Annotated in this window: 25 protein-coding genes and 1 pseudogene; 12 read left to right on the top strand and 14 right to left on the bottom strand. The window is 70.2% G+C overall.

Annotation, left to right across the window (positions count from 1 at the left end):
* Positions 1-186: 186 nt before the first annotated feature.
* A complete protein-coding gene (locus ACFFR3_RS09490; RefSeq protein WP_345407974.1) occupies positions 187-1209 on the top strand; it encodes an L-threonylcarbamoyladenylate synthase in 1023 nt (340 codons plus the stop codon).
* A gap of 54 nt (positions 1210-1263) precedes the next feature.
* Here the strand turns inward: ACFFR3_RS09490 and ACFFR3_RS09485 are convergent, their stop codons facing one another.
* Positions 1264-1926, bottom strand: a complete 663-nt coding sequence (locus tag ACFFR3_RS09485; protein WP_345407972.1) for an HAD family hydrolase — start codon at positions 1924-1926, stop codon at positions 1264-1266.
* Positions 1927-2389: 463 nt separating this feature from the next.
* Between ACFFR3_RS09485 and ACFFR3_RS09480 the strand changes: the two genes are divergently transcribed.
* Genes ACFFR3_RS09480 through ACFFR3_RS09465 form a run of 4 tightly spaced genes read left to right on the top strand, consistent with a single transcriptional unit; the run spans position 2390 to position 6867 of the window.
* A complete protein-coding gene (locus tag ACFFR3_RS09480; protein ID WP_345407970.1) occupies positions 2390-3280 on the top strand; it encodes an ABC transporter ATP-binding protein in 891 nt (296 codons plus the stop codon).
* Positions 3277-4329: an ABC-2 membrane transporter-related protein gene (locus ACFFR3_RS09475; protein ID WP_345407968.1), complete on the top strand. Its 1053-nt coding sequence runs from the start codon at positions 3277-3279 to the stop codon at positions 4327-4329. The genes ACFFR3_RS09480 and ACFFR3_RS09475 overlap by 4 nt, the downstream gene beginning before the upstream one ends.
* Entirely contained in the window at positions 4290-5723 is a 1434-nt protein-coding gene (locus tag ACFFR3_RS09470; protein ID WP_379482951.1) for a S41 family peptidase, read from the top strand. Before ACFFR3_RS09475 ends, ACFFR3_RS09470 begins: the two co-directional genes overlap by 40 nt.
* Positions 5724-5736: 13 nt before the next feature.
* On the top strand, positions 5737-6867 hold the full coding sequence (locus tag ACFFR3_RS09465; RefSeq protein ID WP_379482950.1) for an alpha/beta hydrolase family protein: 1131 nt from the start codon (positions 5737-5739) through the stop codon (positions 6865-6867).
* 16 nt (positions 6868-6883) lie between these two features.
* Here the strand turns inward: ACFFR3_RS09465 and ACFFR3_RS09460 are convergent, their stop codons facing one another.
* Positions 6884-7504, bottom strand: a complete 621-nt coding sequence (locus tag ACFFR3_RS09460) for a TetR/AcrR family transcriptional regulator (protein WP_345407962.1) — start codon at positions 7502-7504, stop codon at positions 6884-6886.
* Between the two features lie 114 nt (positions 7505-7618).
* Between ACFFR3_RS09460 and ACFFR3_RS09455 the strand changes: the two genes are divergently transcribed.
* The 4 genes from ACFFR3_RS09455 to ACFFR3_RS09440 all read left to right on the top strand — a co-directional run bounded on the left by ACFFR3_RS09455 (position 7619) and on the right by ACFFR3_RS09440 (position 11378).
* Positions 7619-8245, top strand: a complete 627-nt coding sequence (locus tag ACFFR3_RS09455) for an FMN-dependent NADH-azoreductase (RefSeq protein WP_379482949.1) — start codon at positions 7619-7621, stop codon at positions 8243-8245.
* A gap of 148 nt (positions 8246-8393) precedes the next feature.
* Positions 8394-8951, top strand: coding sequence for an EF-hand domain-containing protein (locus ACFFR3_RS09450; protein ID WP_345407958.1), 558 nt, complete (start codon positions 8394-8396; stop codon positions 8949-8951).
* 3 nt (positions 8952-8954) lie between these two features.
* Positions 8955-10556, top strand: a complete 1602-nt coding sequence (locus ACFFR3_RS09445) for an aldehyde dehydrogenase family protein (protein WP_379482948.1) — start codon at positions 8955-8957, stop codon at positions 10554-10556.
* A gap of 126 nt (positions 10557-10682) precedes the next feature.
* Entirely contained in the window at positions 10683-11378 is a 696-nt protein-coding gene (locus ACFFR3_RS09440; RefSeq protein ID WP_345407952.1) for an NAD(P)-dependent oxidoreductase, read from the top strand.
* A 4-nt stretch (positions 11379-11382) separates the two neighbouring features.
* On the opposite strand, the gene ACFFR3_RS09435 is transcribed toward ACFFR3_RS09440, so the two are convergent.
* Positions 11383-12009, bottom strand: coding sequence for a TetR/AcrR family transcriptional regulator (locus tag ACFFR3_RS09435; protein ID WP_364379231.1), 627 nt, complete (start codon positions 12007-12009; stop codon positions 11383-11385).
* A 91-nt stretch (positions 12010-12100) separates the two neighbouring features.
* Between ACFFR3_RS09435 and ACFFR3_RS09430 the strand changes: the two genes are divergently transcribed.
* Positions 12101-13306, top strand: coding sequence for a cytochrome P450 (locus tag ACFFR3_RS09430; RefSeq protein ID WP_379482947.1), 1206 nt, complete (start codon positions 12101-12103; stop codon positions 13304-13306).
* Here the strand turns inward: ACFFR3_RS09430 and ACFFR3_RS50235 are convergent.
* Positions 13289-13609 (bottom strand): annotated as a pseudogene (locus tag ACFFR3_RS50235) (catalase-related domain-containing protein); the annotation flags it as partial. The gene ACFFR3_RS09430 and the pseudogene ACFFR3_RS50235 overlap by 18 nt on opposite strands.
* A 164-nt stretch (positions 13610-13773) precedes the next feature.
* The gene (locus ACFFR3_RS09415) at positions 13774-14880 is read right to left on the bottom strand and encodes a DUF2267 domain-containing protein (RefSeq protein WP_345407944.1); all 1107 of its coding nucleotides are present in this window, start codon (positions 14878-14880) and stop codon (positions 13774-13776) included.
* 217 nt (positions 14881-15097) lie between these two features.
* Here ACFFR3_RS09415 and ACFFR3_RS09410 point away from each other — a divergent pair, with 217 nt between their 5' ends.
* Both ACFFR3_RS09410 and ACFFR3_RS09405 read left to right on the top strand, forming a co-directional pair.
* On the top strand, positions 15098-15994 hold the full coding sequence (locus tag ACFFR3_RS09410; protein WP_345407942.1) for an SRPBCC family protein: 897 nt from the start codon (positions 15098-15100) through the stop codon (positions 15992-15994).
* Positions 15991-17160, top strand: coding sequence for a zinc-dependent alcohol dehydrogenase (locus ACFFR3_RS09405; protein WP_379482946.1), 1170 nt, complete (start codon positions 15991-15993; stop codon positions 17158-17160). Before ACFFR3_RS09410 ends, ACFFR3_RS09405 begins: the two co-directional genes overlap by 4 nt.
* Positions 17161-17256: 96 nt before the next feature.
* Here the strand turns inward: ACFFR3_RS09405 and ACFFR3_RS09400 are convergent, their stop codons facing one another.
* Genes ACFFR3_RS09400 through ACFFR3_RS09360 form a run of 9 tightly spaced genes read right to left on the bottom strand, consistent with a single transcriptional unit; the run spans position 17257 to position 26611 of the window.
* Entirely contained in the window at positions 17257-17706 is a 450-nt protein-coding gene (locus ACFFR3_RS09400) for a DUF1931 family protein (RefSeq protein WP_345407938.1), read from the bottom strand.
* 5 nt (positions 17707-17711) lie between these two features.
* Positions 17712-19376 (bottom strand): FAD-dependent oxidoreductase, encoded by a 1665-nt coding sequence (locus tag ACFFR3_RS09395; RefSeq protein ID WP_345407936.1) that lies wholly within the window; start codon positions 19374-19376, stop codon positions 17712-17714.
* Positions 19373-19801 (bottom strand): thioredoxin, encoded by a 429-nt coding sequence (gene trxA / locus ACFFR3_RS09390; protein WP_345407934.1) that lies wholly within the window; start codon positions 19799-19801, stop codon positions 19373-19375. The genes ACFFR3_RS09395 and trxA overlap by 4 nt, the downstream gene beginning before the upstream one ends.
* 1 nt (position 19802) lies before the next feature.
* Complete coding sequence (gene clpB / locus ACFFR3_RS09385) at positions 19803-22406, bottom strand: ATP-dependent chaperone ClpB (protein WP_379482945.1); 2604 nt, start codon at positions 22404-22406, stop codon at positions 19803-19805.
* A gap of 24 nt (positions 22407-22430) precedes the next feature.
* Positions 22431-22724 (bottom strand): chaperone modulator CbpM, encoded by a 294-nt coding sequence (locus ACFFR3_RS09380; protein ID WP_345407932.1) that lies wholly within the window; start codon positions 22722-22724, stop codon positions 22431-22433.
* Complete coding sequence (locus tag ACFFR3_RS09375) at positions 22721-23674, bottom strand: DnaJ C-terminal domain-containing protein (RefSeq protein ID WP_345407930.1); 954 nt, start codon at positions 23672-23674, stop codon at positions 22721-22723. Before ACFFR3_RS09375 ends, ACFFR3_RS09380 begins: the two co-directional genes overlap by 4 nt.
* The gene (locus ACFFR3_RS09370; RefSeq protein WP_345407928.1) at positions 23674-24210 is read right to left on the bottom strand and encodes a nucleotide exchange factor GrpE; all 537 of its coding nucleotides are present in this window, start codon (positions 24208-24210) and stop codon (positions 23674-23676) included. The genes ACFFR3_RS09375 and ACFFR3_RS09370 overlap by 1 nt, the downstream gene beginning before the upstream one ends.
* A gap of 1 nt (position 24211) precedes the next feature.
* Entirely contained in the window at positions 24212-26104 is a 1893-nt protein-coding gene (gene dnaK, locus ACFFR3_RS09365) for a molecular chaperone DnaK (protein ID WP_345407926.1), read from the bottom strand.
* Positions 26105-26137: 33 nt separating this feature from the next.
* On the bottom strand, positions 26138-26611 hold the full coding sequence (locus tag ACFFR3_RS09360) for a YflT domain-containing protein (protein ID WP_379482944.1): 474 nt from the start codon (positions 26609-26611) through the stop codon (positions 26138-26140).
* Between the last annotated feature and the right edge of the window lie 6 nt (positions 26612-26617).

The following is a 26617-nucleotide window of genomic DNA, read 5'->3' as shown; positions in this document are numbered from 1 at the left end:
CGGAGCTGGAGTACAGGGCCCGAGCAGCGCACCGAAGGGAATGCTCTGCCCTTCCGGGTCTCCGCCGCCGTGCGGGACGCGACGGCCCGTCTCCTCGGCCGCACCGATGGGCCGCCTGCCTCGCCGTAGCAGCGACCTCATCCTGCGCGGAATCCGGCGGCAGAAAACAGTGGGAGAATTTCGAGGGTGACGGCAAGACCTGGTGACATCGACAGCGCGGCCATCGACAGCGGAGCCATCGACAGCAGAGCCATCGACAGGGCGGCCGAGGTGCTGCGCGGTGGAGGTCTGGTGGCCTTCCCGACCGAGACCGTTTACGGCCTGGGTGCCAACGCCGCCGACGGCGCCGCCGTCGCGCGCGTCTTCCAGGTCAAGGCCCGCCCGCCGTCCCACCCGCTGATCGTCCACCTCGGCGGCGCGGAGCACCTGGACGACTGGGCGGCGGAGGTTCCCGCCGCCGCGCGGCTGCTGGCCGAGCGTTTCTGGCCCGGGCCGCTGACGCTGGTGCTGCGGCGCGGCCGCCGGGTGCCGCTGGAGACGACCGGCGGCCTGGAGACGGTGGCCGTGCGGGTGCCCGCCCATCCTGTCGCGCTCGCGCTGCTTGAGGCCTTCGGCGGCGGCATCGCGGCACCGTCGGCCAACCGCTTCGGCTCGGTCAGCCCTACCACGGCCGGCCACGTCCGCGCCGAACTCGGTGACGCCGTCGACGTCGTGCTGGACGGCGGGCCCTGCCCGGTAGGCGTCGAGTCGACCATCGTCGATGCCATGGGCGAGGTCGTGAGCATCCTCCGGCCCGGCGGCGTGACGCGTGAAGACCTCGAAGCGGCGCTGGGCCGCCCGCTCGCGGCTCCCGCCACGAGCCCGGTACGGGTGCCAGGCCAGCATCCTTCGCACTACGCGCCGCGGGCCCAGGTCGTGCTCGTCGAGCCCGAGGAGGTGATCGCCGAGGCGGAACGGGTGCAGGAGTCGGGCCACCAGGTGGGCGTGCTGCTTCCCCCTGCCTTCGCCGGCGCCGAGGTGAAGGCGCACGCCGTGGTGGCGCTGCCGGCTTCGATGGCCGCCTACGCGCAACGGCTGTACGCCTTCCTGCGCGAACTCGACCAGCGCGGCTGCGACCTCATCGTCGCGTCCCTGCCGCCGGAGCAGGGGCTGGGAGCCGCGATCGCCAACCGGCTGCGCCGCGCCGCAGGGCCTCGACCCACCGCGTGATCGGCACCGACGCCGGTCACGCCGCTGCATGACGTCTGCCCCGGGCGCGGGGGATCACGGCCCGCGCAGCGCTCCTTCCAGATTCGCCACGGCGCCGACCACGTCGGGGAAGGTGTCGATGAACGCGTCGACACGACAGCCGGCGAAGTGCTGAGGCCGGCGGATGCCGCTGTGCAGGCAGGCGATGAAGTGTAAGCCGGCGCCGTTGGCCGCTTGCCCGTCGCTCGGGGAATCTCCCACGTACACGCATTCGTCCGGCCGCAGCCCGGTGTCGGCGAGGAGCGGGGTGAAGGCGCGGGGGTCTGGTTTGCTGAAGGGCGTGTTGTCTGCGTGGTAGGCCGCGGTGAGCCGGTCGGCGAGCACGTGTTCCGGAGCGAGAAGATGCTCCATCTCGGCTTCGGTACGCGAGGTCAGCAGCATGAGGCGACGTCCCTCCGCCAGCAGGACGTCGAGCGCGGCGAGATTCTCCGGCGTGATGACGTCCAGGCGGCCAGATCGGACGTAGTCGCCAAGCACGAGACGGTATGCCGCCGTGAAGTCCTGCAGGTCCAGGCCGGGGGAGCGCTCGAGCATGGCATCAAGCAAGGGCATGCCCCAGGTCGACAGGTGCACGGCCCGCGACATCGGCCGCCGGCCGATGCGTCTCAGCACCTCGTTCTCCAGCTCGAAACACACCGCCTCGGTGAGGCACAGCGTGTCGTCCACGTCGATGACCACGGCCCTGATCACAGCAGCCAAAGGTAACGTAGCCGTGCCCCGGACGGGCGCGAAGGTCATTCGCCCGCCTCGCTTGCCGTCGGTGACCGCGGCGGCTGGAGCTGGGGCGGGATGGTGGCCTGCCCGGTGCCACGTCGTACCGGCTGACACCCGTTCAGACCGGCGTTCGGCGCCGCGCCTCTGAAGAGCACCGGCAGGGGGCAGTGATGCCCGCCGGCCGCTCAGGCACCGCGCCATGAACCGGAAGGGAATGGTGCCCCGTCCGTACCGGAGGATGGGGATGTCGCGCAGCCGGTTGCGCCGCTCGGTGAGCAGTTCCAGTGAGCGAGCGTCGCTGAAGAGTTCGCCGTCAAGCAGGGCCCGCTGCGGGCGATTCTTATGTTCCGCTCACATCTAGAAGCCTAAAGTACTAGGAGTCTAGATAAATGGAGAAAAGCCGGGACGGCTGATCGGAGGACATGGCGTGACTTCCGTCGTGCAAGCCCAGGGTCTGGGCAGGAGATACGGCAGGCGCTGGGCGTTGCGCGAGTGCACGCTCGACATCCCCGCCGGCCACGTCGCCGGCCTGGTCGGCCCCAACGGAGCCGGTAAGTCCACATTGCTGAAGCTGGCCTGTGGCCAGCTCGAGCCGACGGCGGGCGGCATCACGGTGCTCGGCGGGCGGCCCGCGAGCACGCCCGCGCAACTGGCCAGGGTCGGGTTCGTCGCCCAGGACACTCCCGTGTACGCCGGGCTGACCGTCGCCGATCATCTGCGGCTGGGCGCGCGGCTCAACCCTCGCTGGGACGCGGCCATGGCGCGTGACCGCATCGGGCGGCTCGGGCTCGACCCCGTTCACCGGGCGGGCAGGCTGTCGGGCGGCCAGCGTGCCCAGCTCGCCCTCACCCTGGGCCTGGCCAAGCGGCCCGAGCTGCTGATCCTGGACGAACCCGTCGCCTCGCTCGACCCGCTGGCCCGCCGGGAGTTCCTGCAGCATCTCATGGAGGCCGTCGTCGAGCACGAGGTCAGCGTCGTGCTCTCCTCGCACCTGGTCTCCGACCTGGAACGCACCTGCGACTACCTGATCGTGCTGGTGGAATCGCGCGTGCGGGTCGCCGGGGAGGTGGACGCGCTGCTGGCCACCCATCACCGGCTCACCGGCCCGCGCCGCGACCCCGGCCGGCTACCCGCAGGGCAGCACGTCGTCTCGGCGCGCCACACCGAGCGGCAGAGCACGTACGTGATCCGCACCGACTCCCCGGTCCACGACCCCGCGTGGACGGTCAGCCGGCTCGGCCTGGAAGACCTCGTCCTGGCGTACATGGACAAAAGCACCGCTGAGCACCCGCACGTCGCCCTGGAGGTGCAGCGATGATCTGGCTGACCTGGCGCCAGTTACGCGGCCCGGCCGCGATGATGGCCGCCCTGCTGGTCGTCCTCGCCATCGTCCTGGCCGTGACCGGCCCCGGCCTGGCCTCCGAGTACGCCGCCGGCATCGCCGCCTGCACCCAGGACGACACCTGCGGCCGCTTCTACGACCGCTTCTTCGACACCTACGACATGCCCTTCATGGCCGTCAGCCTCATCACGCTGCTCCTGCCCGCCGTGGTCGGGCTGTTCTGGGGCGCCCCGATGATCAGCCGCGAGCTGGAGACCGGCACGCACCTGCTGGTGTGGAACCAGAGCATCACCCGCACCCGCTGGCTGGCCGTCAAGCTCGGCCTCACGGGGCTGGTGGCGATCGCCGCCGCCGGCCTGTGCGGGCTCGTGGTGACCTGGTGGTCCGGCCCCCTGGACAGGTCGGCCACGGACGAGCTGGCGCTGATGGCGCCGCTGGCGTTCGGGGCGCGGGGCATCGCACCGATGGGGTACGCGGCGTTCGCCTTCGTGCTGGGCGTGTCCGTGGGCATGCTGGTACGCCGCACCCTGCCCGCCATGGCGCTCACCCTGGCGATCTTCGCCGCGCTCCAGCTCGCCATGCCGCTGCTGGTACGGCCCTACCTGATGTCCCCGGTCACGGGCACGTTCGAGCTCAGCCAGGCGAACGTGGACGGAGTAGGGATAAATCGCGATAAAGGCGGACAAATCGAGATAAGTCTGAACGCGGCCGTGCCGGGATACGCCGGGGCCTGGGTCCTGTCCAGTGAGCTCGTAGATCCGTCCGGACGTACGATCACCGGCTCCGAGTCGGGCATGGCTGTCGTCAAGGTCTCGACGACGTCCGGACCATGCGCGCCCTCCGGATCACCGGTCCTGGGCGCGTGCATGGCCGAGGTCAACCGGCTCGGCTACCGGCAGAGGGCGACGTACCACCCCTTGGAGCGCTTCTGGCCGTTCCAGTGGATGGAGACCGGCATGTACGCCCTGCTCACCCTCGTCCTGGCATGGGTGTCCTTCTGGTGGATCCGCAGGCGCCCGTCATGACGGTGAGGATGGTGACGGCCGTGGTGGCCGTGGTGGCCGTCCTGCTGGCGGCGGGCTGCTCGGCCCCCACGCCGCCGCGCAGCCAGGCGAGCCGAACGGCCGGCACGGTCTGCTCCGCCCCGAAGGGACCGCCCGCCGCGGAGACCCCCACCACGATCGACGTCGTCGAGCAGGCCTACTTCTGCATACTCGGCACCTACTACAGCGGCCCCACCCTGGACGCCCGCACGCTGCTCACCGCCGGATTCGCCGCCCTGGCCCAGGAGCTGAACCGCAACGGCAAGGACGTACCGGAAGCCGTCATGCCGCCGCTGACCGGCGACCGCGCCACCGACTGGACCGCCTTCGAGACCACCTACCGCAAGGTCGCCGACCAGGTGCCGGACCTGCGGGAGAGGCTGGCCGCCGTGACCCTTGAGGCCGTCGTGGCCGCACTCGGCGACAACCACGCCCGCTGGGCGCACGGCGGCGCACGGCCGCCCGGCTATTACGACGGCGACGGCTACGGCCTGGGCCTCGAGGCGAACGCCCGCAACCCGGACGCCGCCCTCCCGCCGCTGTTCGTCACCGCCGTGCAGGGCGGCGCGGCGCGGGCCGCCGGTCTCCGGCCCGGCGACGTCATCGAGGAGATCAACGGCTCGGCGCCCTTCATCGGCGGGAAGGCCAGTCCGGCGATCGAGGAGCTGTATCCGCGGTACCCGGAGGCACGGCCCGTCCTGCTGCGGCTGCTGCGCGAGAACCGTCGCTGGAGCGTGACGCTCAAGCCCGGCCTCTTCCAGCGGGACCTGGCCACGCTTCAGGTGGTGCAGTCGAAGCCGCTGGACGACATCGCCTATGTCCGGATGCGCGGCTTCCCACCGGACTCCGCGGACCGGGTCCTGCGGGCGATCTCCCGGCTGCGCAAGGGCCGGACGTTGTCAGGCGTCGTGCTGGACCTGCGCGGCAACGGCGGCGGCAGCCCGCTGGAGGCGACCAGGCTGGTGAGCGCGTTCGTCCATGGCGAGGCCACCGCCTACCAGTGCACGGTGGCCGGTAAGTGCGAGACCTCACGGACCGACGACACCGTCGAACTGGTCGGCCTCCCGCTGGCCGTGCTCACCGACCGCGGCTGCGCCTCGGCGTGCGAGCACTTCAGCTCCGCGATCAAGGATCTGCGGGCCGGCCTGCTGATCGGCACCAGGACGGCCGGCGTGATCTCGGGCCCCGCGCAGCCGTACCTGCTGAGCAACAACACCCTGCTGAGCTTCCCCACCAGGCACCACCTGGGGCCGAACCGCGAGGTGATCGACCGCATCGGCGTGCCCCCCGACCACCACGTCCCCCTGACCGCGCAGGACGCCGCCGCAGGACGCGACCCCGCCCTCGACAAGGCCCTGACCCTGCTGCACAAGTGAACGGACCTCTCCCATGAGACCTCTCCTGGCCGTCGCCGCAGGACTGGCCGTCCTCACCGCCTGCTCCCCGCCCGCCCCGCCCCGCTCCGCCGCACCCTCGCCCACCCCGGCAGGCCCCGCCGCCCTGCCCGCCCCGACGGGCCCCCACCCGGTCGGCACCACCGCACTCCACCTCAAGGACACCTCCCGCCCCGACCCCTGGAACCTCGACGCGAACGCCAGGGAACTCAAGGTCACGTTGTGGTACCCGGCCGCGCGCAAGGACGGCCCGCCGGCGCCGTACATGACGCGGCAGGAGGCGGAGCTCCTGCTGGCGGGCAAGCGGATCGCGGGCGTGCCGCCCGGCGCCCTGAGCAGCACCCGAACGCACGCCGTCAAGAACGCCCGGCCCACCGGAGGAGAGTTCCCGCTGGTGGTGCTCTCGCCCGGCTTCACCAACCCCGTCAGCACGCTCACCTCCCTGGCCGAGGACCTGGCCAGCAGGGGGTACGTGGTGGCCGGTATCGACCACCCCTACGAGAGCCACGCCACGACCCTGGCCGGCGGCCGGATCGCCGAATGCCTCGCCTGCGACAGCGACAACGACCCGGGCTTCGGTACGGGTGCCGTCGCCGTCAGGGCGGCCGACGTCTCCTTCGTCCTCGACCACCTGCCCGCGAAGTGGGCCAGGATCGACCGCTCCGAGATCGCCATGGTGGGCCAGTCGCTGGGCGGGGCGAGCGCGCTGGCGGCCATGGTCCAGGACCCCCGGGTACGGGCCGGCATCGACATGGACGGCACCACCTACGCCCGCATCCCTCGAAGCGGGCTCTCCCGCCCGTTCCTGTTCCTGGGCTCGGCCCAGCACGTCCCCGGCGGCCCCGACACCTCGTGGGACCGCGACTGGAAGCTGCTGACCGGCTGGAAACGCTGGATCGTCCTGACCGGCGCCGACCACCAGTCCTTCACCGACTCCCCGCTGCTGGCGAGCGCCCTCGGCCTCACGCCGGCGTACGGCACGCTGCCCGGGGCCCGCGCCGCCGAGCTGACCCGCACGTACGTGGCGGCCTTCCTCGACCAGCACCTGAAGTCCAAGCCCCAGCCTCTCCTGAACGAACCCCGCGACCCCGAGGCCAAGCTCTGCCCCACGGCCTGCGGCCAGTGACAGCAGGTGGCGGACGTCAGACCGTCGCGAGGCGGCGGCTGATCGCTACGACCGCGGCGGTGAGATCGGGCAGGGGCCGGTTCTCGTCCCGGCGCCAGTGGCGGACCTGCTCGGCGGTCAGGGCCGCGAGCAGCGTGTCGGCACGGATCTGAGGATCCGGGACGCCGGCGGCGGTGAGCAGGATCGCACAGTGGTGCTGCCACAACCGGTGCGAGCCCGTACGGAGCCGCGCCCCGGCGCTCGCGGTCTGGGACAGCGTCACGAGGTCGAGGTGGGCGTCGACGTAGGCGAGGTAGGCGGCGGCGAAGGCGGCGAGCCGGTCGGCGGGTGGCGCACCCGGGCCCAGCGGGGGCGGCCCGCTCAGCATCGCGGTCTGCAGTTCGGACTCGCGTTCGTCGAGGAGCGCCGCCGCGAGGCCGGACTTGTCGCCGAAGCGCCGGTAGAGCGTGCCCTTGCCGACGCCGGCGGCCGCGGCGACGTCGTCCATGCTCACCGCGGCCACCCCAAGGGTGTCGAACAGCCGCTCCGCTGCGGCGAGCACCTTGATCCGGTTGCGAGCCGCGTCCGCCCGCTCCTGCGGCACCCCGCCGGACAGCAGGGGCAGATCCCTTCGATGCGATGCGACGGCGTCGTTCATGGGTCCGACTGTAGTCCAGTTCGAAGCCCGTTGGTTGACGTAATCGGACTAGAGTCCGTATATTTCCGGGCATCAAGCGGACTGCAGTCCGCATTCACTTCTGGAGGTAGTTCCATGAGCAAGCTGCTGCACCTCTCCGCCTCGCCACGTGACGAGGCGTCGGAGTCGCTGCGGATCGCACGAGTGTTCACGGAGGCGTACCAGGACTCCCATCCCGGCGATGAGGTCGAGCACTGGGATCTGTGGGACGGCTCGCTGCCGGACTTCGCCGTCGGCGCCAAGGCGAAGATGACGGTGTTCGGCGGGAACGAGCCGCGGGGTGCCGAGGCCGACGCCTGGGCGAAGGCGCGGCGGACGTTCGAAAGGTTCGACTCCGCGGACCGGCTGCTGTTCAGCGTGCCGATGTGGAACGCGTCGGTGCCGTACGTGCTCAAGCAGTTCGTCGACGTGGTCAGCCAGCCGGGCTGGATCTTCACGGTCGACCCCGTGACCGGCTACGGCCCCCGGCTCGCGGGACGTGGCAAGAGGGTCGCCGTCATCTACACGAGCGCGGTCTGGGGGCCGCGGCTCGGCCCGGAGTTCGGCACCGACCATCAGTCGACGTTCTTCGGCGACTGGCTGCGCTGGACCGGCCTGACCGACATCCAGGAGGTACGGTTCCACCCCACCCTCACCGGCGACTGGGACGACGCGCGCTGCGCCGCCGACGCGCGAGCCAGGGACATCGCCAAGGTCTTCTGACGACTCTTTCCGAGGAGAAGGGGATGCTGGCCGGGCGGAGACACCAGCATCACCAGAGGTTTCACTCTCGGTGACCGCAAGAATACTGAGAGCGTACGGCTGGTTGCCTCAGGTAACCGGCGTGACGGTCGCCGACGGAAGGCAGGACATGCGGACCCTGGAACTGATGACCCGCAAGATCGACACCTGTTTCGGGCATCTCGACGTCGACGGCAACGGCACGGTCGAACGCGACGACCTGCTCGGGCTCGGCTCGCGCCTGGTCGCCCAGTTCGGCGAGTCGCCGACCTCGCCGAAGGCGACCGCCATGGCCGCCGGGATGGTCCGGTTCTGGGAGGCGCTGTGCTCGGCCGCCGACGTCAACGGCGACGGACGGCTCACTCCGCAGGAATACCGCACGGGCATGACGCGAGCGTTCGTCGAGGATCCCACCGGCTTCGACCGGGCGTTCCTGCCCATGGCCGAGGCGCTGTGCGGGCTCCTGGACACCGATGGAGACGGCACGGTGAGCCGCCCGGAGTTCGCCGCGTTTCACCAAATCATGCGCACCTCCGTGGAGAACGCCGACCTGGCCTTCGGCAAGCTCGACACCGATGGCAGCGGCTCCCTGAGCGTGACCGAACTGCTGGCCGCCATGCGCGACTACTACAGCAACCCCGACGAGAACGCCGACGCGCTCGGCCACTGGCTGTTCGGGAGGGTTTAGGGCGTGCTGCGCAGCTACCGGTCGCTGGTCGGGGGTCACCCGGCGGACGGCGTCGGATGGGTGCACTGGGTACGGGTCGGCGACATGCTGGAGGCGCCGTACGACATGGCGGCGCTGAAGGCGACGCTGGACACCGGCGAGGCCGGCCCCGACGCGCTCACCCACCCGTCCCTGGTCGGCAGGGTCGCCTTGAGCAGCCCCGGCCAGCGGCGCCAGGCCCTGGCCGCCGCCCGCGCGCATCAGCCGGCCTGGGGCAGGGTGCCCATGGCCGAGCGCGTGGGCTTCGTGACCGCCTTCCACCGGGTGCTGCGCGCCCGGCGGCATGAGCTGCTGGACCTTCTGGTCGCGGAGGGCCATCCGGTACGCGTCGCGCGGATGGAGATCGCCACCATGCTGGCGGCGGTGCACCCCAGGACCGTCACCGTCGCGGCCGGGTCGATGAGCTGCGACCACCGGGTCAACGGCCGCAGGATCGAGCTGGTACGCAAGCCGGACGGCGTGGTCGGCCTGATCCCGGCCCGCAACGCGGCCGCCGCCACCCTGGTGTTCTCCGCGGTGATGACCTTGGCGGCGGGCAACGCGGTCGTGGTCGATCTGCCGCCCAGCGCCCCGCTCAGCGCGGCGTTCGTCTGCCATGAGCTGATCGCGCCCTTGCTGGCCGGCCATGACCGGGTGTTCAGCGCGTTGTGCGCTCCCGTGCGGGAGGTGGTGCCGGAGTGGCTGGCCAGCCCGGACCTCGACGACATCTACTACTTCGGCCCGTCCGGCCGGGGGCTGGAGCTGGCCGCGGAGTGCTTGCGGCACGGTAAGAAGGCGGTCCTGGAACTGTCGGCGAACGACACCGTGGTGGTGTGGCGGGACGCTCGCGTGGACCTGGCGATCAGGGCCATGCTGGAGGCCTTCTACGCCTCCGGACAGATCTGCCTGACTCCCAACCGCGCCGTGCTGCACCCCGAGATCGCCGATGAGGCGCTCAAGGGGCTGCAGAGGGAGATCGAACGGCTGCCCGTGGGGCGCCCGGAACGTCCTGACGTCATCCTCAGCCCGGTCGTGCGGCGCGCGGAGTTCACCGAGGTCGTCGTGGAGGCGGTCGGTGCGGGCGCGACGCTGGTGACCGGCGGGGAGTTCGTCGACGTCCACGGAGTGCCGCGCGCGCGAGGGCCGTTCATCCGGCCCGCCCTGCTGAAGGTGGACGGGCTGGAGCAGGCACGAACGCTGCGCGCGGCACGCGAGGAGACCTTCTGCCCCTTGCTGACCGCGGTGATCGCCGACCCTCCCCATGTCGCCGACGTGATCGCCTTCCTCAACGCCAACCGCTACGGGCTGCGCAACTCCCTATGGGCCACCGATCCCGCCGTCATCGCCGCCTTCGCGACGGAGGTGCGCAACGGGGGCACCTTGAAGGTCAACGACAGCCATCTCGGCCCCGTCCCGGTGCTGCCCGTCGACGGCGGCACCGGGCGCACCGGCGGTCCCGATGGTGAGGCCAATCTGCCGATGCTGCGTACCACTCATCTGCAAGCGATCAGCACCGCGACGGACGTGCCGGACGACCTGCTCTTCGACTACTCCTCCGCGGTGGCCGACGGTCCGCCCGTGGGGTGACGCGGCAACCGGCTGTCACAGGCGACCCGGCCATCTCGTCCTGAAGGAGAGGCGCCCGTCCCTCGGAGGCACACGCCGCCGGCTGTGGGCGGGCACCACGACTTCACGTACGGAAGGACCCTGGTCATGCGTATCGCAGTCTTCGGTGCCAACGGCCCCACCGGCCGGCTCCTCACCGGCCGGGCGCTCGCCGCCGGACACCACGTCGCCGCGATCACCCGGCAGCCACGCTCGTTTCCCCTGCGCCATGAACGGCTCGACGTCATCGGCGCCGACGTGCACGATCCAGAGGCCGTCGACGCCGCCGTGGCGGAGCGGGATGCGGTGCTGTCGACGCTCGGAGTGCCGCTGGGGAAGAAACCGATCACCACCTACTCACAAGGTGCGGCCAACATCATCGCCGCCATGCGACGGCACCGGTTGCGCCGGCTCGCCGTGGTGAGCTCCAGCGGGGTCGATCCGCGGCCGTACTCGGAGGGCGGGTTCCTGTTCAACCGCGTGGTGCTGCCCTATGTGACGCGAGTGCTGGGCAGGCCGCTGTACGACGACATGCGGCGGATGGAGGAGCTGGTCCGCGCCAGCGATCTCGACTGGACGATCCTGCGTCCCAGCGGGCTCTACCATCTGCCGTCGGTGACCGACTACATCCTCGCTGAGGGCCACGTCGACGCCAGGTTCACCTCCCGGACGGACCTGGCCGCGAGCATGCTGGCCCTCCTGGACGACGACCGCTACGTCCGTACCACCCTCAGCGTCATCACCACGGTCGGCAACCCCACGTTCCTCCGGTGGTTCCGCCGCGAGGCGTTCGCCAAGAACTGACGGGTCACTCCCGGCGCTCGCGATGGGCGGCCAGGAGCGGAAGGAACACCTGGTCGGTGACCGCGACCAGGTCGGCATCCGACGGCCGGACCCCGAAGACGACGAAGTCGTCCCGCAGCAGGCTCATCGGCAGCGTGATCACGCGTCGCGGCCAGGGGCCCGGCGGGATCTGGCCACGCTCGGCCGCGCGCTCCAGAACGGTGGACATGGCGTCCGACAGGGCCGAACCGGCGATGAGGTCACGCAGCCGCTGTTCCAGCCGCGGATCGTGCACCGTGTCCGCGATCAGTCCGGTGACCGTGTCGCGGCTGGTGCCGGCGAGGGTGGCCCGCGCCTGGCGCAACAGGGCCAGGACGTCGTCGCGCAGATCGCCGGTGTCGGGCACCGGCACGTCCGCGAACCGCCTCCCCAGCGTGTCGAGCACCAGCTCGGCCAGGCTGCTCCAGCGGCGGTACAGGACGGGTTTGCTGGTGCCGGCCCGGTTCGCGATGCCGCTCATCGTGGACTTCGCGTATCCCAGTTGGGCCAGTTCGTCGCGGGCCGCGTCGAGGATGGCGTCTTCGAGCGCGGCGCCCCGGCGGCGCGACATGGTCTCGGCGGCGGACGGGTCCGTCCTCGGTGTGTTCGGCATCACGGCTCCCCAAGAAACCTTGCGTTTCTTGGTCGCCGAGCTTATCGTCTGGACAAGAAACCAAGGGTTTCTTATTTCGAGAGGTGACATCATGACGAGCTCCACCGCTCAGACCGCCCCCGCATACCCGATGCCGCGCTCGTGCCCGTTCGGCCCGCCGCCGCAGTACGCACACCTCAGGCAGGAGGCGCCGATCTCGCGGGTGACCCTGCAGGACGGCACGCAGGCGTGGCTGATCACCGGGCACGCACTCGCGCGGGCGTTCCTGTCCAGCGACAAGATCAGCTCCAACCGCGCGAACCCCGGTTTCCCGCAGCTGGTTCCCGGGGTGGCCTCGGTGCCGCTCAAGGGCACGATCGTGGCCATGGACCCGCCGGAGCACTCACGGCACCGGCGCATGGTCACCAACGAGTTCACGGTCAGGCGGGTCAAGCAGATGCGGCCGGAGATCCAGCGCATCACCGACCGGGCCATCGACGAGATGCTGGCAGGACCGCGGCCGGCCGATCTGGTGGAGGCCGTGTCGCTCCCCGTGCCCTCGCTGGTGATCTGCGAACTGCTGGGAGTGCCCTACGCCGACCGCGGCCAGTTCCAGAGCAGAACCACGATCATCCTCAGCCGCAACTCGACGAGCGAGCAGCGACGCGACACCGCCTTGTGGTTGCGCGGGTACATCAGCGACCTGGTCGCGGGCAAGGAGGCCAGGCCGGGCGACGACCTGCTGAGCCGGCTGATCGCGAAATACCGCGACATCGACGCCTATGACCGCGAGACCCTGACAGGAATCGGTCTCCTGCTGCTGGTCGGAGGCCACGAGACCACCGCCAACATGATCTCGCTGAGCGTGGCCTCGCTGCTGGACGATCCCCCCATCCTGGCCGGGTTGCGGGAGCGGCCTGAACAGACCCCGCAACTGGTGGAAGAGCTGCTGCGCTTCCACTCCGTCGTCGACAACGCCACCTCCCGGGTGGTCGTCGAGGACTTCGAACTGGACGGCATCGCCTTCCGCGCCGGCGACGGCGTCATCGTGGCGGCCGCGGCCGCCGGCCACGACCCGGACGTGTTCGCGCGGCCGGACCGGATCGACGTCGACCGCGGCGCCCGCCACCATCTGGCCTTCGGCTTCGGAATCCACCAGTGCCTCGGGCAGAACCTGGCCCGGCTCGAGCTGGAGATCGTGCTGAACACGCTGTTCGCCCGCGTACCGACCCTCGCACTGGCGGAGCCCGTGGAGCGCCTGCCGTTCAAGACCGACGCGCTCGTCTACGGCATCCACCGCCTACCGGTGACCTGGTGACCTGGTGACCTGGTGACCCGAACGGGCCCCCGCGTGGCCGACGATGTTGCTGATCAGGTGGGCGCGGTCGGTGTCCGAGAGGACGTTCTCCCACAGGGCCCGGGGCTGGCTGTGGTCGTCGTCCTCGGCGTGCTTGTGGTAAGCCGAGCGGATGATCTCAATGCTGTGGCGTGCCAGGTCACTGCCTTTGGGGAAGTACCGACGTAGCAGCCCGCTGGTGTTCTCGTCCGTGCCGCGTTGCCAGGGCGAGTGTGGGTCGCAGAAGTAGATGTCGAACCCGGTGAGCGCGGCGATCTCCTCGTGCAGCGTCAGGGCGGTAGCCGCTCATCCTTCAGAAGAGACCCGAGGCCGTCACGGCTCCCGTCAGCGGGACGTCCATCACGGTACGCCCTTGCGCGTCCTTTACGACGATCCACGCATGTTGCCCTCGCGCAGCGCTCCTCCGATACGTCAACCCCGACGCGGAATCACGCGTCCTGCTCGTCCCGCCAGCCGCCGGGGTCGGGATGGTAGCCGTAGGCGGCGGCGCGTACCGTGTCCTCGTCCTCCAGTCCGGAGCCGATCGTGCCACCGACGGTGGCCAGCGAGCTGATGATCCAGGTCAGGTTCAGGTAGTCGGTGAGATGGACCGGCCGCTTCAGGCTATCCGCCAGCACGGATGTCTCGATGAGCAGTGCCGTGACAAGTATCGTTCCGGCGAACAGCACCAGATAGGACACCGCGGCGGCCAGGGTGAGGGTGAAGATCGTGGCCAGGTTGAACAGCCGGGCCAGCCCGGCCGGTGTCTCGCGGTCGGGTTTCTCCCACAGGTGGTGCGCGACGATCAGCCAGGTCACCAGCGCGGTCAGCGCGAGGAGCATGATGATGGTGAGACGGAGTCCGCCCAGCGCGTCGCCCATCTCCCAGACGGTGCTGGAGGTGAGGGAGATCGCGGCCGTGGCGAAGGCGCCGGCCAGCAGTTTGGACAGGCCGAGCAGGGCGCGCCCGGGGCGGTTGGCCCGGACCATTCCGCTTAGCAGCCGCATACGTCCGACCAGCGGCGAGGCGACGTAACCCAGCTCCCCGGCGTCGGCCTCGCCGACCACCCCCTGGACGGCGGTGACCTGGCTGGTCAGTCCGGTCGCTGTGCCGGGCAGCGGCGTCCACTCCTGGGAGACGTCGGGGAGGAGCCGGCCCACGAGATCCGGGAGGACGACGCGGAGCGCCGGCAGCTGGCGCAGCCCCAGTGCGGGCAGGGACACCGCCGCAACCCGGCGCTGGGCGGACGTCTGCGCGACGAGCGGCTGCCGCTCGGTGTGCAGCGGTAGGTCGGTCAGGCAGATCGCCACGTCCCACCGGGCGTCGGCGCGCCGGCGGGCGACGTCTTCCAGCAGTGCCTCAACGCCGCCGTCGCGCCGCGGCGCCATGTCACCCCAGCCTTGCCGGATGGTCCACCGCACGTTCGGATTGACCCGCTCGGCGAGCCGGTCGGCCAGTTCGGTGGCGAGCCGGGCGACGACCTCCGCCGCGTAGTCCGGCGGGGTCGCCACAAGCCCGACGATGACCTCCGGCCGATGCCGCTCATTGATGGCCATGGGTGCTCCTCGCCGGCAGCCGGTGGATCCCGGAACCGAATACCCGCAGTCGTGCGGCACATGCGTCGTCGAGCCCGGCGTGGACGCTGGCCGATGCCTGAGTCCGCTGGTGTCATCCGTTTTGTCAGGGGCAAGGGACGGAGCACGCGGGGGCATCAGCAGACCGGGGGCCGCCTGCGGCGTACTTACGTACCCATCACAACCTGCGTTAGGACGCATGATGACCGACAGATTCGCCCGTGCGCTCGGGTGGACCAGCCTTGCTCTGGGCGCGGCGCAACTGGTGGCGCCCAGGGCCGTGACCCGCTTGTGCGGCGTCGACGACGCGCCGAGACCCACGGCTGTCGCCAGACTCGTCGGCGGGCGCGAGCTTCTGCACGCCGCGCTGCTGCTCGGCGCCAAGAACCCCGCCAAGTGGGCGTGGACCAGGGTCGCCGGTGACGCGATGGACCTGAGCGTCCTGGGCAGGGCCGCCGCCAACCGCACCGGCGCCCGGCGCACCCGCGTGCTCGCCGCGCTCGGCGCCGTCGCAGGGCTCACCGCCCTGGACGCCGTCTGCGCCCGGGGCGGCACCGCTAAGGCCAAGAGCCCACTTCAGGTGCGCGCCTCCATCACCATCAACAAGCCGCGCGAGGAGGCTTACCGCTTCTGGCATGAGCTGGAGAACTTGCCCACGTTCATGATTCACCTGGACTCGGTGCGCACCATCGATCAGCGCCGCTCCCGCTGGAAGGCCAAGGGGCCGATCGTCGATCTGGAATGGGAGGCCGAGATCATCGACGAGCGGGCCGGCAACCTGATCGCCTGGCGCTCGGTGCCCGGCACCGGCATCGCCACCGCCGGCCTGGTCAGCTTCACGGACGGTCCCGGCGGGCGTGGCACCGTCGTGGACGTCTCGCTGGAGTACGGCGCTCCCGGCCACCGCCGGCTCGCCGCCGCCGTCGCCCGGTTGCTCGGCGAGCACCCCGAGCAGCAGGTCCGCGACGACCTGCGCCGCTTCAAGCAGGTCATGGAGACCGGCGAGGTGATGCGCTCCGAGGGCAGCCCGGAGGGCCACCGCGCCCGGCGCCAGCTCCACCAGCGTCCCGCACAACCAGTCGGAGGGCGGGCATGAAGGCCAACGTGTGGGCGGGCCGCAACCGCCTGGAGATCCAAGACGTTCCGGACCCGCGGATCCTCAACGCGCGCGACGCGATCCTCCGCGTCACCTCCACCGCGATCTGCGGCTCCGACCTGCACCTCTTGGACGGCTACATCCCGACCGTCAAGAAGGGGGACATCCTCGGCCACGAGTTCATGGGCGAGGTCGTCGAGGTCGGCCCCCGCGTGCACAACCTGCGCACCGGAGACCGCGTGGTGGTGCCGTTCCCGATCGCCTGCGGCGCCTGCTTCGCCTGCCAGGACGGCCTGTACTCGGTGTGCGAGAACTCCAATCCCAACGCCGGGATGGCTGAGAAGCTGATGGGCCACTCGCCCGCCGCCATCTTCGGCTACTCCCACATGCTGGGCGGCTTCCCCGGCGGGCAGGCCGAGTACGTGCGGGTGCCGTTCGCCGACGTCGGCCCCATCAAGATCGAGGACGACCTGCCGGACGAGAAGGTGCTGTTCCTGTCTGACATCTTCCCCACCGGCTTCATGGGTGCGGAAATGTGCGACATCAAGCCCGGCCAGACGATCGCTGTCTGGGGCGCGGGGCCGGTCGGGCAGCTCGCCGCGGCCAGCGCGTTCCTGCTCGGCGCCGACCGGGTCATCGTCATCGACCGCTTCCCCTACCGGCTGCAGCGGGTCCTGCGCACCGGCGCCGAGGTCCTCAACTACGAGAAGGTGAACGTGCTGGACGCGCTGCGCGACATGACCGGCGGACGCGGCCCCGACGCCTGTATCGACGCCGTCGGCATGGAGGCTCACCACCCGACCCCGGCCATGTATGCCTACGACCGCGCCAAGCAGGCTGCCCGGCTGGAGACCGAACGCCCGTACGCGCTGCGCGAAGCCATCATGGCCTGCCGCAATGGCGGCGTGGTCTCCGTCATCGGTGTCTACGGCGGATTCGTCGACAAGTTCCCGATGGGCAGTGTCATGAACCGGTCCCTGACCATCCGCACCGGCCAGTGCCACGTGCACCGCTATACGGAGCCGCTGCTGCAGCGGATCCGCGCGGACGAGATCGATCCCAGTTTCGTCATCTCGCACCGTATGCCGCTCAGCGAGGCGCCACACGCGTTCGAGCTGTTCAAGCACAAGCAAGACGAGTGCAACAAGGTGGTTCTCACGGTGTGAGCCCGCCTCGCGACCCAGAGCCGGTCCCCCTTAGCCACCGCACCGGTGGCTACCCAAGTGGACGTGGGTAACCGGCTCTGGAAGCCAATGCTTTGGTCACAACAGCAGGTCGAAGAGCCTGGTCACCCGCTCCCACTGCTCGGTGGCCGGGTTCTTCAGCGTGGGGTGAACGATGGTGAGCGCCTTGGCGAGCGCCACGGAGACCCCGCCCGCTACGGACGGCAACCGCGACTCGGTCTCCTCGCTGAGCGACAGGTCGAGCGGCGGCAGCGCGCTCAGCTCGGCCAGGATCGGGGCCAGCTCCAGCTCCTCGTTCAGATCGCGGAAGTCGTGCATGCTCTCCTGCAGGCCCTTGGTGATGGGCAGGTCCCAGAATTCGATGATGTCGCGCCGATTCGACTTCGCCGCTGCCTCGGCGACGACGAGCATGTCATACAGCTTCCGGTTGACGAAGTCGCTGTATCGCTTGAGGTCCGACTTGTCGACGTCCAGCCCCGCGGCGGCGCGGAAGAAGTGCTCGAACCTCGAAATCGCGATCACCGGCATCGGGATCACCATCCTCCCTGTCGATTCCCTGTCTTGGTGAACCTTTCGTGCACCAGGCGTACCGCCATGGCGCCCTCCCCGACCGCGGACGCGACCCGTTTGACCGACCCGCTGCGGACGTCTCCCACGGCGAAGACGCCGGGCCGCCCGGTCTCCAGGGGAAGGGCCTCCCATCGCGACGATCCTTTCCCTGTGACGACGAAGCCCCGGTCGTCCAGTGCGACGGCGCCCGCGAGCCAGCCGGTGTGCGGATCAGCGCCGATGAACACGAACATCGCGTTGATCTCGATCTCGACGGACTGCTTCGTCCTGGCGTTCTGGGCGCGGACGGCCCGCAGAAAGCCGTCTCCGAGCAGTTCGCGTACCTCGGTGTGGAACATGATCTCGATACTGGGCGTCCGGCCGATCGCGTCGATGAGGTAGCGGGACATGCTCTCGCCGAGATCGCCGCCACGGACGAGCATGCGCACCGACGAGGCGTTCCTGGCCAGGTAAAGCGCCGCCTGGCCCGCGGAGTTGCCGCCGCCGACGATGACCACCGGCGCCTGCCGGCACGTGCGCAGCTCGAACGGCGTCGCCGCGTAGTAGACGCCGCACCCTTCGTACTTCTCCAGGTCGGGAACATCGAGTTTGCGGTAGCGAGCACCGGTGGCGATGAGCACCGCGTGGCCCCGCACGGCGGGTCTGCCCTCGACGAGCACGCTGTAGTGGCCGTTGTCGGACTCCAGCCCGTTCGCCTCGGCAGGTACGGTCAGCCGGGCGCCGAATTTGGTCGCCTGGATGACGGCGCGTTCGGCGAGCTCGGCGCCCGAGATGCCCGAAGGGAAGCCGAGATAGTTCTCGATGCGGGAGGAGGTGCTGGCCTGGCCGCCCATGGCGACCGCGTCGAGCACGACCGTGGTCAGGCCCTCCGAGGCTCCGTACACGCTCGCGGCCAAGCCCGCGGGGCCCGCACCCACGACGATCAGGTCGCACACGCCGTCGCCGCGCCGTGGTGCGGGCAGGCCGACGGTCTTGGCCAGCGTGGCAAGGGTGGGGTTGCGCAGCACCTGGTCTCCGCGCCAGATCACGACCGGCGTCTCCTGCGGGGAGATACCGAGCTGGCGCAGCAGCGCCTCCGCATCCTCGTCTTCCTCGAGGTCGATCCACCGGTGCGGAAGCCTGTTACGGGCGGCGAACTCGCGCAGCCGGCGGGCGTCGGGGGAGTAGCGGGAGCCGATGATACGGAACCCGGCGTCCATGCCGATCAGCAGCGTACGGCGGGTCAGGTAGGCGCGCAGGACGAGGTCACCGAACGCGGGGTCACCGGCCACCAGCGTGCGCACCTGGTGGGCCTGGACGGCCAGGATCTCGCCGGCCTCCCGCACGACAGCGGTCAGGAACCCGACCTGGTGGGTGAGCAGGCCCAGCTCGCCGAGGAAACGCCCGGGACCGTGAACGGCGATCGTCCGCTCCTCCGCGGTGCCGTATCCCTCGACCGTGGCCACCTTGCCCCGCAGGATCACGATGAACTCACGGGCAGGTTCGTTCTCCCGGTAGAGGATCTCGCCGGGTGAGACGGGCCTGCGCTCGCCGCACCGCGACAGGTCCGCGATGCGCTGCTCGTCCAGCCGGGGATAGGCCCCGTGCAGGTCCGGTGTCTCGAGCAGGGTGGCCGGCGACCGGGTCATGACGGCGTCCTCAGCGTGTCTTCGACCCATTCGCGTAGCTGGGGTGCCGGGGCCGCGCCGACGCGTTGCGCCACGACGCGGCCCTCGTTGAGCATCATGAGCGTCGGGACGCCCGTGATCGTGAAGCGCTGCGAGAGGGCGGGGGACCGGTCCACGTCGATCTTGACGAGCTTCATTCGTCCCGCCAGCCCCTGGGCGAGTTGTTCGAGCGCGGGTGTGACCATCCGGCACGGCCCGCACCATTCCGCCCAGAAGTCGACGAGTACCGGCAGGTCCGCCCGTTCAGCGACCTCCGCGAAGGTGTCGTCGCCGGCCTCGGCGATCCATGGCAGCGGCTGGTGGCAGTTGCCGCAGCGGGGCGTTCCCGAGGCCGCGTCGGGAACCCGGTTCGGCCGTCCGCAGCCGGCGCAGCGCGCAGTGTGCATGTCAGCTCTCCGGAGCGTAGAAGGTGACGTTCAGCTCGCCCTTGTCGGCGCCGACCACGATGGTCGCGCCGTCGGGGACGTCTCCGGCGAGCAGAGCCCGGCCGATCCTGGTCTCGACCTCACGCGCGATGAACCGGCGCAGCGGCCGGGCACCGTAGACCGGGTCGTACCCCTGATTGGCGATGAGCTTGCGGGCCTCCTCGGTGACCTCCAGGGTGAGCCGCCGGTCGGCCAGCCGCTGCCTGATGTCGGTGAACATCAGCTCGACGATCCGCTCGATCTCCGCCTCGGTCAGCGGCTTGAACAGCACGATGTCGTCGATCCTGTTGAGGAACTCGGGCCGGAAGTGCCGGCGCAGCTCTGCCATCACGCCTTCGTGCGCCTCGGGCTTGATCTCGCCGTCGGAGGTGATCCCGTCGAGCAGGTGCTGGGAACCGATGTTCGAGGTCATGATGATCACGGCGTTGCGGAAGTCGACCGTGCGGCCCTGCGCGTCCGTCAGCCGGCCGTCGTCCAGGACCTGCAGCAGCGCGTTGAAGACGTCCGCGTGGGCCTTCTCGATCTCGTCGAAGAGCACCACCGAGTACGGCTTGCGCCGCACCGCCTCCGTGAGCTGCCCGCCCTCCTCGTAGCCGACATAGCCGGGAGGTGCGCCGACGAGGCGGCTGACCGTGTGGCGTTCCTGGTACTCGCTCATGTCGATGCGGACCATGTTGTCCTCGGTGTCGAACAGGGCCTCCGCGAGGGACCTGGCCAGTTCGGTCTTGCCGACGCCGGTCGGCCCGAGGAACAGGAACGACCCGATGGGACGCTTGGGGTCCTTGATGCCCGAGCGGGCGCGGATGATGGCGTCGGCCACGAGCCGCACGGCCTCCTCCTGGCCGACGACGCGCTCGTGCAGGATCTGGTCGAGCTTGAGCAGCTTGTCCCGCTCGGCCTCCTGCAGCCGGGCCACTGGGATGCCGGTCCAGCGGGAGACGATGTCCGCGATCTCCCTCTCGGTCACCACCTCGCGCAGCAGCCGGTGGCCGTTCTGCCGGGTGCCCAGCCGCTCCTCCTCGGCGCGCAGCCGGCGCTCCAGCTCGGGCAGGCGGCCGTGACGCAGTTCGGCGGCGCGGTTGAGGTCGTAGTCGCGTTCGGCCTGCTCGGCCTCCCGCCGCACGGTCTCGATCTCCTTCCGCAGGCTCTGGACCTTGCGCAGGGCGGAGCGCTCGGCCTCCCACTGCGCCCGCATCGCCTCAGCCTCGGTCCGCGTGGCAGCCAGTTCCTCGCGCAGCTCGGCGAGACGCTCCCCGCTGGCCGCGTCGTCCTCCTTGGCCAGCGCGGCTTCCTCGATCTCCAGCCGCCGTACCCGCCTGGTCAGGGCGTCCAGCTCGGCCGGCATGGAGTCGATCTCCGTCCGGATCATCGCGCACGCCTCGTCCACCAGGTCGATCGCCTTGTCCGGTAGGAACCGGTCGGAGACGTAGCGGTGACTCAGCGTCACGGCGGCGACGAGCGCGCTGTCCTGGATCTTCACGCCGTGGAAGACCTCCAGACGCTCCCGCAGGCCACGCAGGATCGAGATGGCGTCCTCCATCGAGGGCTCGTCGATCAGCACCGGCTGGAACCTGCGCTCCAGAGCGGCGTCCTTCTCGATGTGCTTGCGGTATTCGTCCACCGTGGTCGCGCCGATCATGTGCAGCTCGCCGCGCGCCAGCATCGGCTTGAGCATGTTGCCGGCGTCCATGGCGCCCTCGGTCGCCCCGGCTCCGACCACCGTGTGGAGCTCGTCCACGAACAGCAGGATCTGTCCCTCGGCCGCCTTCACCTCGTTCAGTACGGCCTTGAGGCGCTCCTCGAACTCCCCGCGGTACTTGGCGCCGGCCACGAGCGAGCCCATGTCCAGGCTGAAGATGGTCTTGTCGCGCAGTCCCTCGGGGACGTCGCCGCGGACGATGCGCTGAGCCAGGCCCTCGACGACGGCCGTCTTACCGACGCCGGGATCACCGATCAGCACCGGGTTGTTCTTGGTCTTGCGGGACAGGATCTGGATCACCCGCCGGATCTCCCCGTCGCGGCCGATCACCGGATCGAGCTTGTCCGCCCGAGCGTCGGCGACCAGGTCGCGCCCATACTTTTCCAGCGCCTCGTAGGCCACCTCCGGCATGGCCGAGGTGACACGCTGATTGCCCCGCACGGAGGTGAGCGCCTCCAGGAAGCGATCCCTGCTCAGGCCCTGACCGTGCATGACACGTCCGGACGCGGTCGTGGATCCCTCCTCGATGAGCGCCAGCAGCAGGTGCTCGACGGAAACGTACTCGTCCTTGAGCCGGCGTGCCTCCCGGTCGGCGGCGTCGAGCAGCCGCGACAGGCGCTGGGTGACGAACACCTGGCCGGGCGCGGCGCCCGGGCCGCTGACCCTGGGCCGTCGCGACAGCTCGTCCTCCACATCGGTCCGCAGGCGGCGCGGGTCGGCGCCGGCCTGCTCCAGCAGCCTGGGCGCCAGCCCTTCCGGCTGGTCGAGCAGGGCAAGCAGGAGGTGCTCGCCGTCGACTTCGGTGTGCCCGAAGCGCAAGGCCTTGGTCTGGGCGTCGTGCAGGGCTTCCTGCGACTTCTGGGTCATCCTGTTCGGGTCCACTCCAGCCCCCTAGCGCTGTCGTGGGAGGTCGCGCAGGGCGGCCTCCAGCTCCCCGATCCGGTCGAGGAGGTCGATCACCACGCCGATCGCGGCGTAGTTGATGGACAGTCCTTCGTGCAACCGCTGGATGCGGGCCGCCTCCGTCACCTGGGCGGGCGTGAAGCACAGCTCCCCCCTGGCGTTCCTGACCGGTTCCAGCAGGCCGAGCGCCACCAGCCGGCGCACGGCCTGCGGGTGCAGGCCGGTGGCCCGCGCGTAAGTCTCCAGGTCGAGCCACACCTGGCGAACGAGCGCGTAGCTCATGAGCGCCTCCTGGGGTCGAAGGTCGAGACGACGGCGAGCTGCTCGAACAGGCGCCGCTCCTCGTCGGTGGGCCTGGGCGGCACCATGATCCGTGACTCCGCGTAGAAGTCGCCCGCGGCCCCGCGCGGACCGGGCATGCCGCGGCCTTTCAGACGCAGACGGCGGCCCGTGGACGTGCCCGGCGGCACCTTCACCTTCGCCTCGCCGCCCGGCGTATCGATCGCGACCGTGGCGCCAAGCGCCGCCTCCCAGGCGGTCAACGGCAGCGGCGCGTGGATGTCGCGGCCCTCCACGCGATAGCGAGGATGGTCGGCGATCCGCACGACCAGGTAGAGGTCGCCTGGCTGGGCTCCACCAATGCCGCGCCCGCCCTGGCCGGCGAGCCTGATCCGCTGCCCGTTCGTGACGCCGGGCGGGATCGTGACGTCCAGCCGCCTGCCGCCGGGCAGCGTGATGCTGCGGCTCCCGCCGCGATACGCCTCCTCCACGGTCAGCGTCAGCTCCGCCTCCTGGTCGGCGCCGGGCACCGGCCCCCACTGGCGTCTGCCCCGGCCACCGAACATGCCACCGAGCAGGTCCTCCAGATCGATGCCCTCCTCCGTGCCGAAGCCGAAGCCCTCGGCGCCGGTCGAGCGCCACGGGCCACCCCCGCCCCCCGCACCCGCACCCGCCCCTGCCCGGCTGCGGGCGCGGGCCCAGTCCGCGGGATCGACGTCGGGCGGCACCTGGCGGAAATCGTGCCCGAACGCGTCGTAGCGGCGACGCTGCTCGGGGTCGGAGAGCACACTGTAGGCCTCCGAGATCTCCTTGAACCTGTCCTCGGCGCCGGGATCCTTATTGACGTCGGGGTGGTAGGCGCGCACGAGCTTGCGGTAGGCCCGCTGGATCTCGTCGGCGTCGGCGTTCCGGTCGACGCCGAGCACCTCGTAGAAGTCCCGGCGTTCGGCCATCACTCCACCTTCTTCGCGACGGCCACGATCGCCGGCCTGAGCTGCCGCTCGCCGTCGCCGTACCCGGGCCTGAGCACCTCCACCACGGTGCCAGGATCGACGTCGTCCCGTTCGACTGTTGTCACCGCCTCATGACGGGTGGGGTCGAAGGGCACACCGGTCTCGTCGTGACGGGGGTAGCCGAGCTTCTCCAGCAGAGTGACCGCCTGGTCCCGTACCGCTCGAACCCCTTCAAGGACGGCGCCCGCGCCATCGCCGCCATGGACCGCGTGGCTGAGCGCGAGCTCCAGGTTGTCCAGGACGGACAGCCACTCGGCCGCCACCTTGGACCGCTCTTCAGCCCTGATCCGCTCCGCGTCGCGTGCGATGCGCTTACGCAGGTTGTCCAGCTCCGCGACCGCCCGCAGCCACCGGTCCTCCAGCTCGGCGAGCTTGGCGTCGGTCTCCGCGGGCGCAGCGGCCTCCACGGGTGCCTGCTCGCCCCGCGTGGCGTCCGTGCCGGCCTGGTCCTGGGCGTCGGATGTGTGATCGTTCATGTCACTCGGGCTCCGAGGTCGTGAATTCGGCGTCGATCACGTCCTCGTCACTGGCCGGGGCCTGTTCCGTCCTGCCCTGCGGCGGCACGCTCGGCCCGCCGCCCGCGGCGGCCGCGAATCCGTGATAAACCTGCTGCAGCTCCTGGCTGAGCGAGCGCAGCCGGTCCACCGGCGCCTCTTCCTTGATCGCCTGCCTGGCGTCCTGGACGAGTTGCTCCGCCCGCGCCTTCTCGTGCACGGCTACGGCGTCGCCGAGCTCCTCCAGACGGCGTTCCACCTGGTAGGCGACCGAGTCCAGCTCGTTGCGCGCGTCGATGGCCTCCCGGATCCCGGCGTCCTCCGCACGATGCCGCTCGGCATCGGCGACCATCCGCTCGATCTCCTGTTTGTCCAAGTTGGAGCTCTCGCTGATGGTGATCCGCTGCTCGGCACCGGTGTCCTTGTCCCGGGCCGAGACGTTGAGGATGCCGTTGGCGTCGATGTCGAAGGTGACCTCGATCTGCGGCACCCCTCGCGGCGCAGGCCGGATGTTCTCCAGCCGGAAGCGCCCGAGCACCCGGTTGTCGGCCGCGCGCTCCCGCTCTCCTTGCAGGATGACGACGTCGACGGCGTTCTGGTTGTCCTCGGCCGTGCTGAAGACCTCGGTACGGCGCGCCGGGATCGTCGTGTTGCGCTCGATGACCTTGGTCATCAGGCCGCCAAGGGTCTCGACGCCCAGTGACAGAGGCGTCACGTCGAGCAGGACGACATCCTGAACCTCGCCCTTGATGATCCCGGCCTGGACCGCCGCGCCGATGGCGACGACCTCGTCCGGGTTCACCGTCATGTTGGGGTCCTTGCCGTCGGTCAGCCGACGCACGAGATTCTGCACGGCGGGCATGCGGGTCGACCCGCCGACGAGAATCACCTCGTCGATGTCGGCGGGCCTGAGCTTGGCGTCCTCCATCGCCTGCTTGACGGGAGTGATGCAGCGCTCGACCAGATCGGCCGTGATCTGCTCGAACGTGGAGCGCATGAGCGTGGTGTTGAGGTGCTTCGGCCCCGAGGCGTCCGCCGTGACGAACGGCAGGCTGATCGTGGTCTGGGTGACCTCGGAGAGCTCGGCCTTGGCCTTCTCCGCCGCTTCGAACAGGCGCTGCAGAGCCTGTGAGTCGTTGCGTAGGTCGATGCCCTGGTCCCGCTGGAACTCGTCGGCCAGGTGGTCGACGATCCGGCGGTCGAAGTCGTCGCCGCCGAGATGCCCGTCCCCGGAGGTGGCGCGGACCTCGACCACGCCTTCACCGATGTCCAGGATGCTCACGTCGAAGGTGCCGCCGCCCAGGTCGAAGACCAGTACGGTCTCGTTGGACTTCTTGTCCAGCCCGTACGCCAGCGCCGCTGCCGTAGGCTCGTTGATGATCCGCAGGACCTCGAGCCCCGCGATGCGTCCCGCGTCCTTGGTCGCCTGGCGCTGGGCGTCGTTGAAGTACGCCGGCACGGTGATGACCGCCTCGGTCACCTTCTCGCCCAGGTACTTCGCCGCGTCCGCGACGAGTTTGCGAAGGACGAGGGCCGAGACCTCCTCCGGCGCGTACTGCTTGTCCCCGATCTGGAAGCGCACGGCTCCCTGGGGCCCCTCCACGACGTCGAAGGAGACGGCGTGCTGCTCGCTCTGGATCTCGTCGTAGCGGCGGCCGATGAAGCGTTTGGCGGAATAGATGGTTCCCTTCGGGTTGAGTATGGCCTGGCGGCGTGCCAACTGGCCGACCAGCCGTTCGCCCTGGTCGGTGAATGCCACCACGGACGGCGTCGTCCGGGAGCCTTCGGCGTTGGGTATCACCGTGGGGTGTCCGTCCTCTGTGGCGGCGATCACCGAGTTGGTGGTACCGAGATCGATGCCGACTGCCTTCGCCATTTTGCGCTTCCCCCTTGCACTCCCTTTCGGGCTCTATCTGCTCATTCCTCGGAGCAGTTCATGGGCCTGGGCCGCGTGCTCTGAGTCGACGAGGACGTCGTACCTGTCGGCGACGAGGGCGCTCTCGGAGATGAAGTCCCGCTGACCGCGCAACATCGCGTGCGAGATCACGCCGAAAATCGCTCCAGCCACCGCACCCCACAGCAGCCCCCACAGCACCAGGGGCAATCCGGCCGCGGCCGTGGTGGAGAAGATCGCCAGGAACAAGCCGATGAGGACTCCGAACCATGCTCCGCCCGCCGCGCCCCAGCCGGCCGCCCGCAGATGGGTCATGCGCGCGAGCACCCGCTCCATCGAGTGCAGGCCGCTGCCGACGATCAGCGTTCCGCTTACCGGGAACCCGTGATCAGACAGGTGGTCGACGACCTTCTGCGCCTCCTCGTAGCTGCTGTAACTTCCGATCAGTTCGCGTTTGGTCATGATGGGCCCTGACGGCGCGACCGACACGGCTCC

The sequence above is a fragment of the Nonomuraea salmonea genome, assembly GCF_042428605.1.
In the GTDB taxonomy this organism is placed as follows: Bacteria; Actinomycetota; Actinomycetes; order Streptosporangiales; family Streptosporangiaceae; genus Nonomuraea; species Nonomuraea salmonea.
Note: the sequence above shows the minus strand (reverse complement) of the source record. Positions and strands in the feature narration are given on the sequence as shown.

Bases quoted from the DNA above. Each gene is read 5' to 3' on its own strand.
- ACFFR3_RS09400 (WP_345407938.1), bottom strand. From the start codon at position 17,706: ATGCCGGTGATCGCGATTTCGAGGTTCGAGCACTTCTTCCGCGCCGCC.
- ACFFR3_RS09470 (WP_379482951.1), top strand. From the start codon at position 4,290: ATGGGTGTCCTTCTGGTGGATCCGCAGGCGCCCGTCATGACGGTGAGG.
- ACFFR3_RS09415 (WP_345407944.1), bottom strand. From the start codon at position 14,880: ATGGCCATCAATGAGCGGCATCGGCCGGAGGTCATCGTCGGGCTTGTG.
- ACFFR3_RS09410 (WP_345407942.1), top strand. From the start codon at position 15,098: ATGATGACCGACAGATTCGCCCGTGCGCTCGGGTGGACCAGCCTTGCT.
- ACFFR3_RS09405 (WP_379482946.1), top strand. From the start codon at position 15,991: ATGAAGGCCAACGTGTGGGCGGGCCGCAACCGCCTGGAGATCCAAGAC.
- ACFFR3_RS09455 (WP_379482949.1), top strand. From the start codon at position 7,619: ATGAGCAAGCTGCTGCACCTCTCCGCCTCGCCACGTGACGAGGCGTCG.
- ACFFR3_RS09475 (WP_345407968.1), top strand. From the start codon at position 3,277: ATGATCTGGCTGACCTGGCGCCAGTTACGCGGCCCGGCCGCGATGATG.
- ACFFR3_RS09375 (WP_345407930.1), bottom strand. From the start codon at position 23,674: ATGGCCGAACGCCGGGACTTCTACGAGGTGCTCGGCGTCGACCGGAAC.
- ACFFR3_RS09370 (WP_345407928.1), bottom strand. From the start codon at position 24,210: ATGAACGATCACACATCCGACGCCCAGGACCAGGCCGGCACGGACGCC.
- dnaK (WP_345407926.1), bottom strand. From the start codon at position 26,104: ATGGCGAAGGCAGTCGGCATCGATCTCGGTACCACCAACTCGGTGATC.
- ACFFR3_RS09435 (WP_364379231.1), bottom strand. From the start codon at position 12,009: ATGCCGAACACACCGAGGACGGACCCGTCCGCCGCCGAGACCATGTCG.
- ACFFR3_RS09460 (WP_345407962.1), bottom strand. From the start codon at position 7,504: ATGAACGACGCCGTCGCATCGCATCGAAGGGATCTGCCCCTGCTGTCC.
- ACFFR3_RS09395 (WP_345407936.1), bottom strand. From the start codon at position 19,376: ATGACCCGGTCGCCGGCCACCCTGCTCGAGACACCGGACCTGCACGGG.
- ACFFR3_RS09430 (WP_379482947.1), top strand. From the start codon at position 12,101: ATGACGAGCTCCACCGCTCAGACCGCCCCCGCATACCCGATGCCGCGC.
- ACFFR3_RS09380 (WP_345407932.1), bottom strand. From the start codon at position 22,724: ATGAGCTACGCGCTCGTTCGCCAGGTGTGGCTCGACCTGGAGACTTAC.
- clpB (WP_379482945.1), bottom strand. From the start codon at position 22,406: ATGACCCAGAAGTCGCAGGAAGCCCTGCACGACGCCCAGACCAAGGCC.
- trxA (WP_345407934.1), bottom strand. From the start codon at position 19,801: ATGCACACTGCGCGCTGCGCCGGCTGCGGACGGCCGAACCGGGTTCCC.
- ACFFR3_RS09440 (WP_345407952.1), top strand. From the start codon at position 10,683: ATGCGTATCGCAGTCTTCGGTGCCAACGGCCCCACCGGCCGGCTCCTC.
- ACFFR3_RS09450 (WP_345407958.1), top strand. From the start codon at position 8,394: ATGCGGACCCTGGAACTGATGACCCGCAAGATCGACACCTGTTTCGGG.
- ACFFR3_RS09465 (WP_379482950.1), top strand. From the start codon at position 5,737: ATGAGACCTCTCCTGGCCGTCGCCGCAGGACTGGCCGTCCTCACCGCC.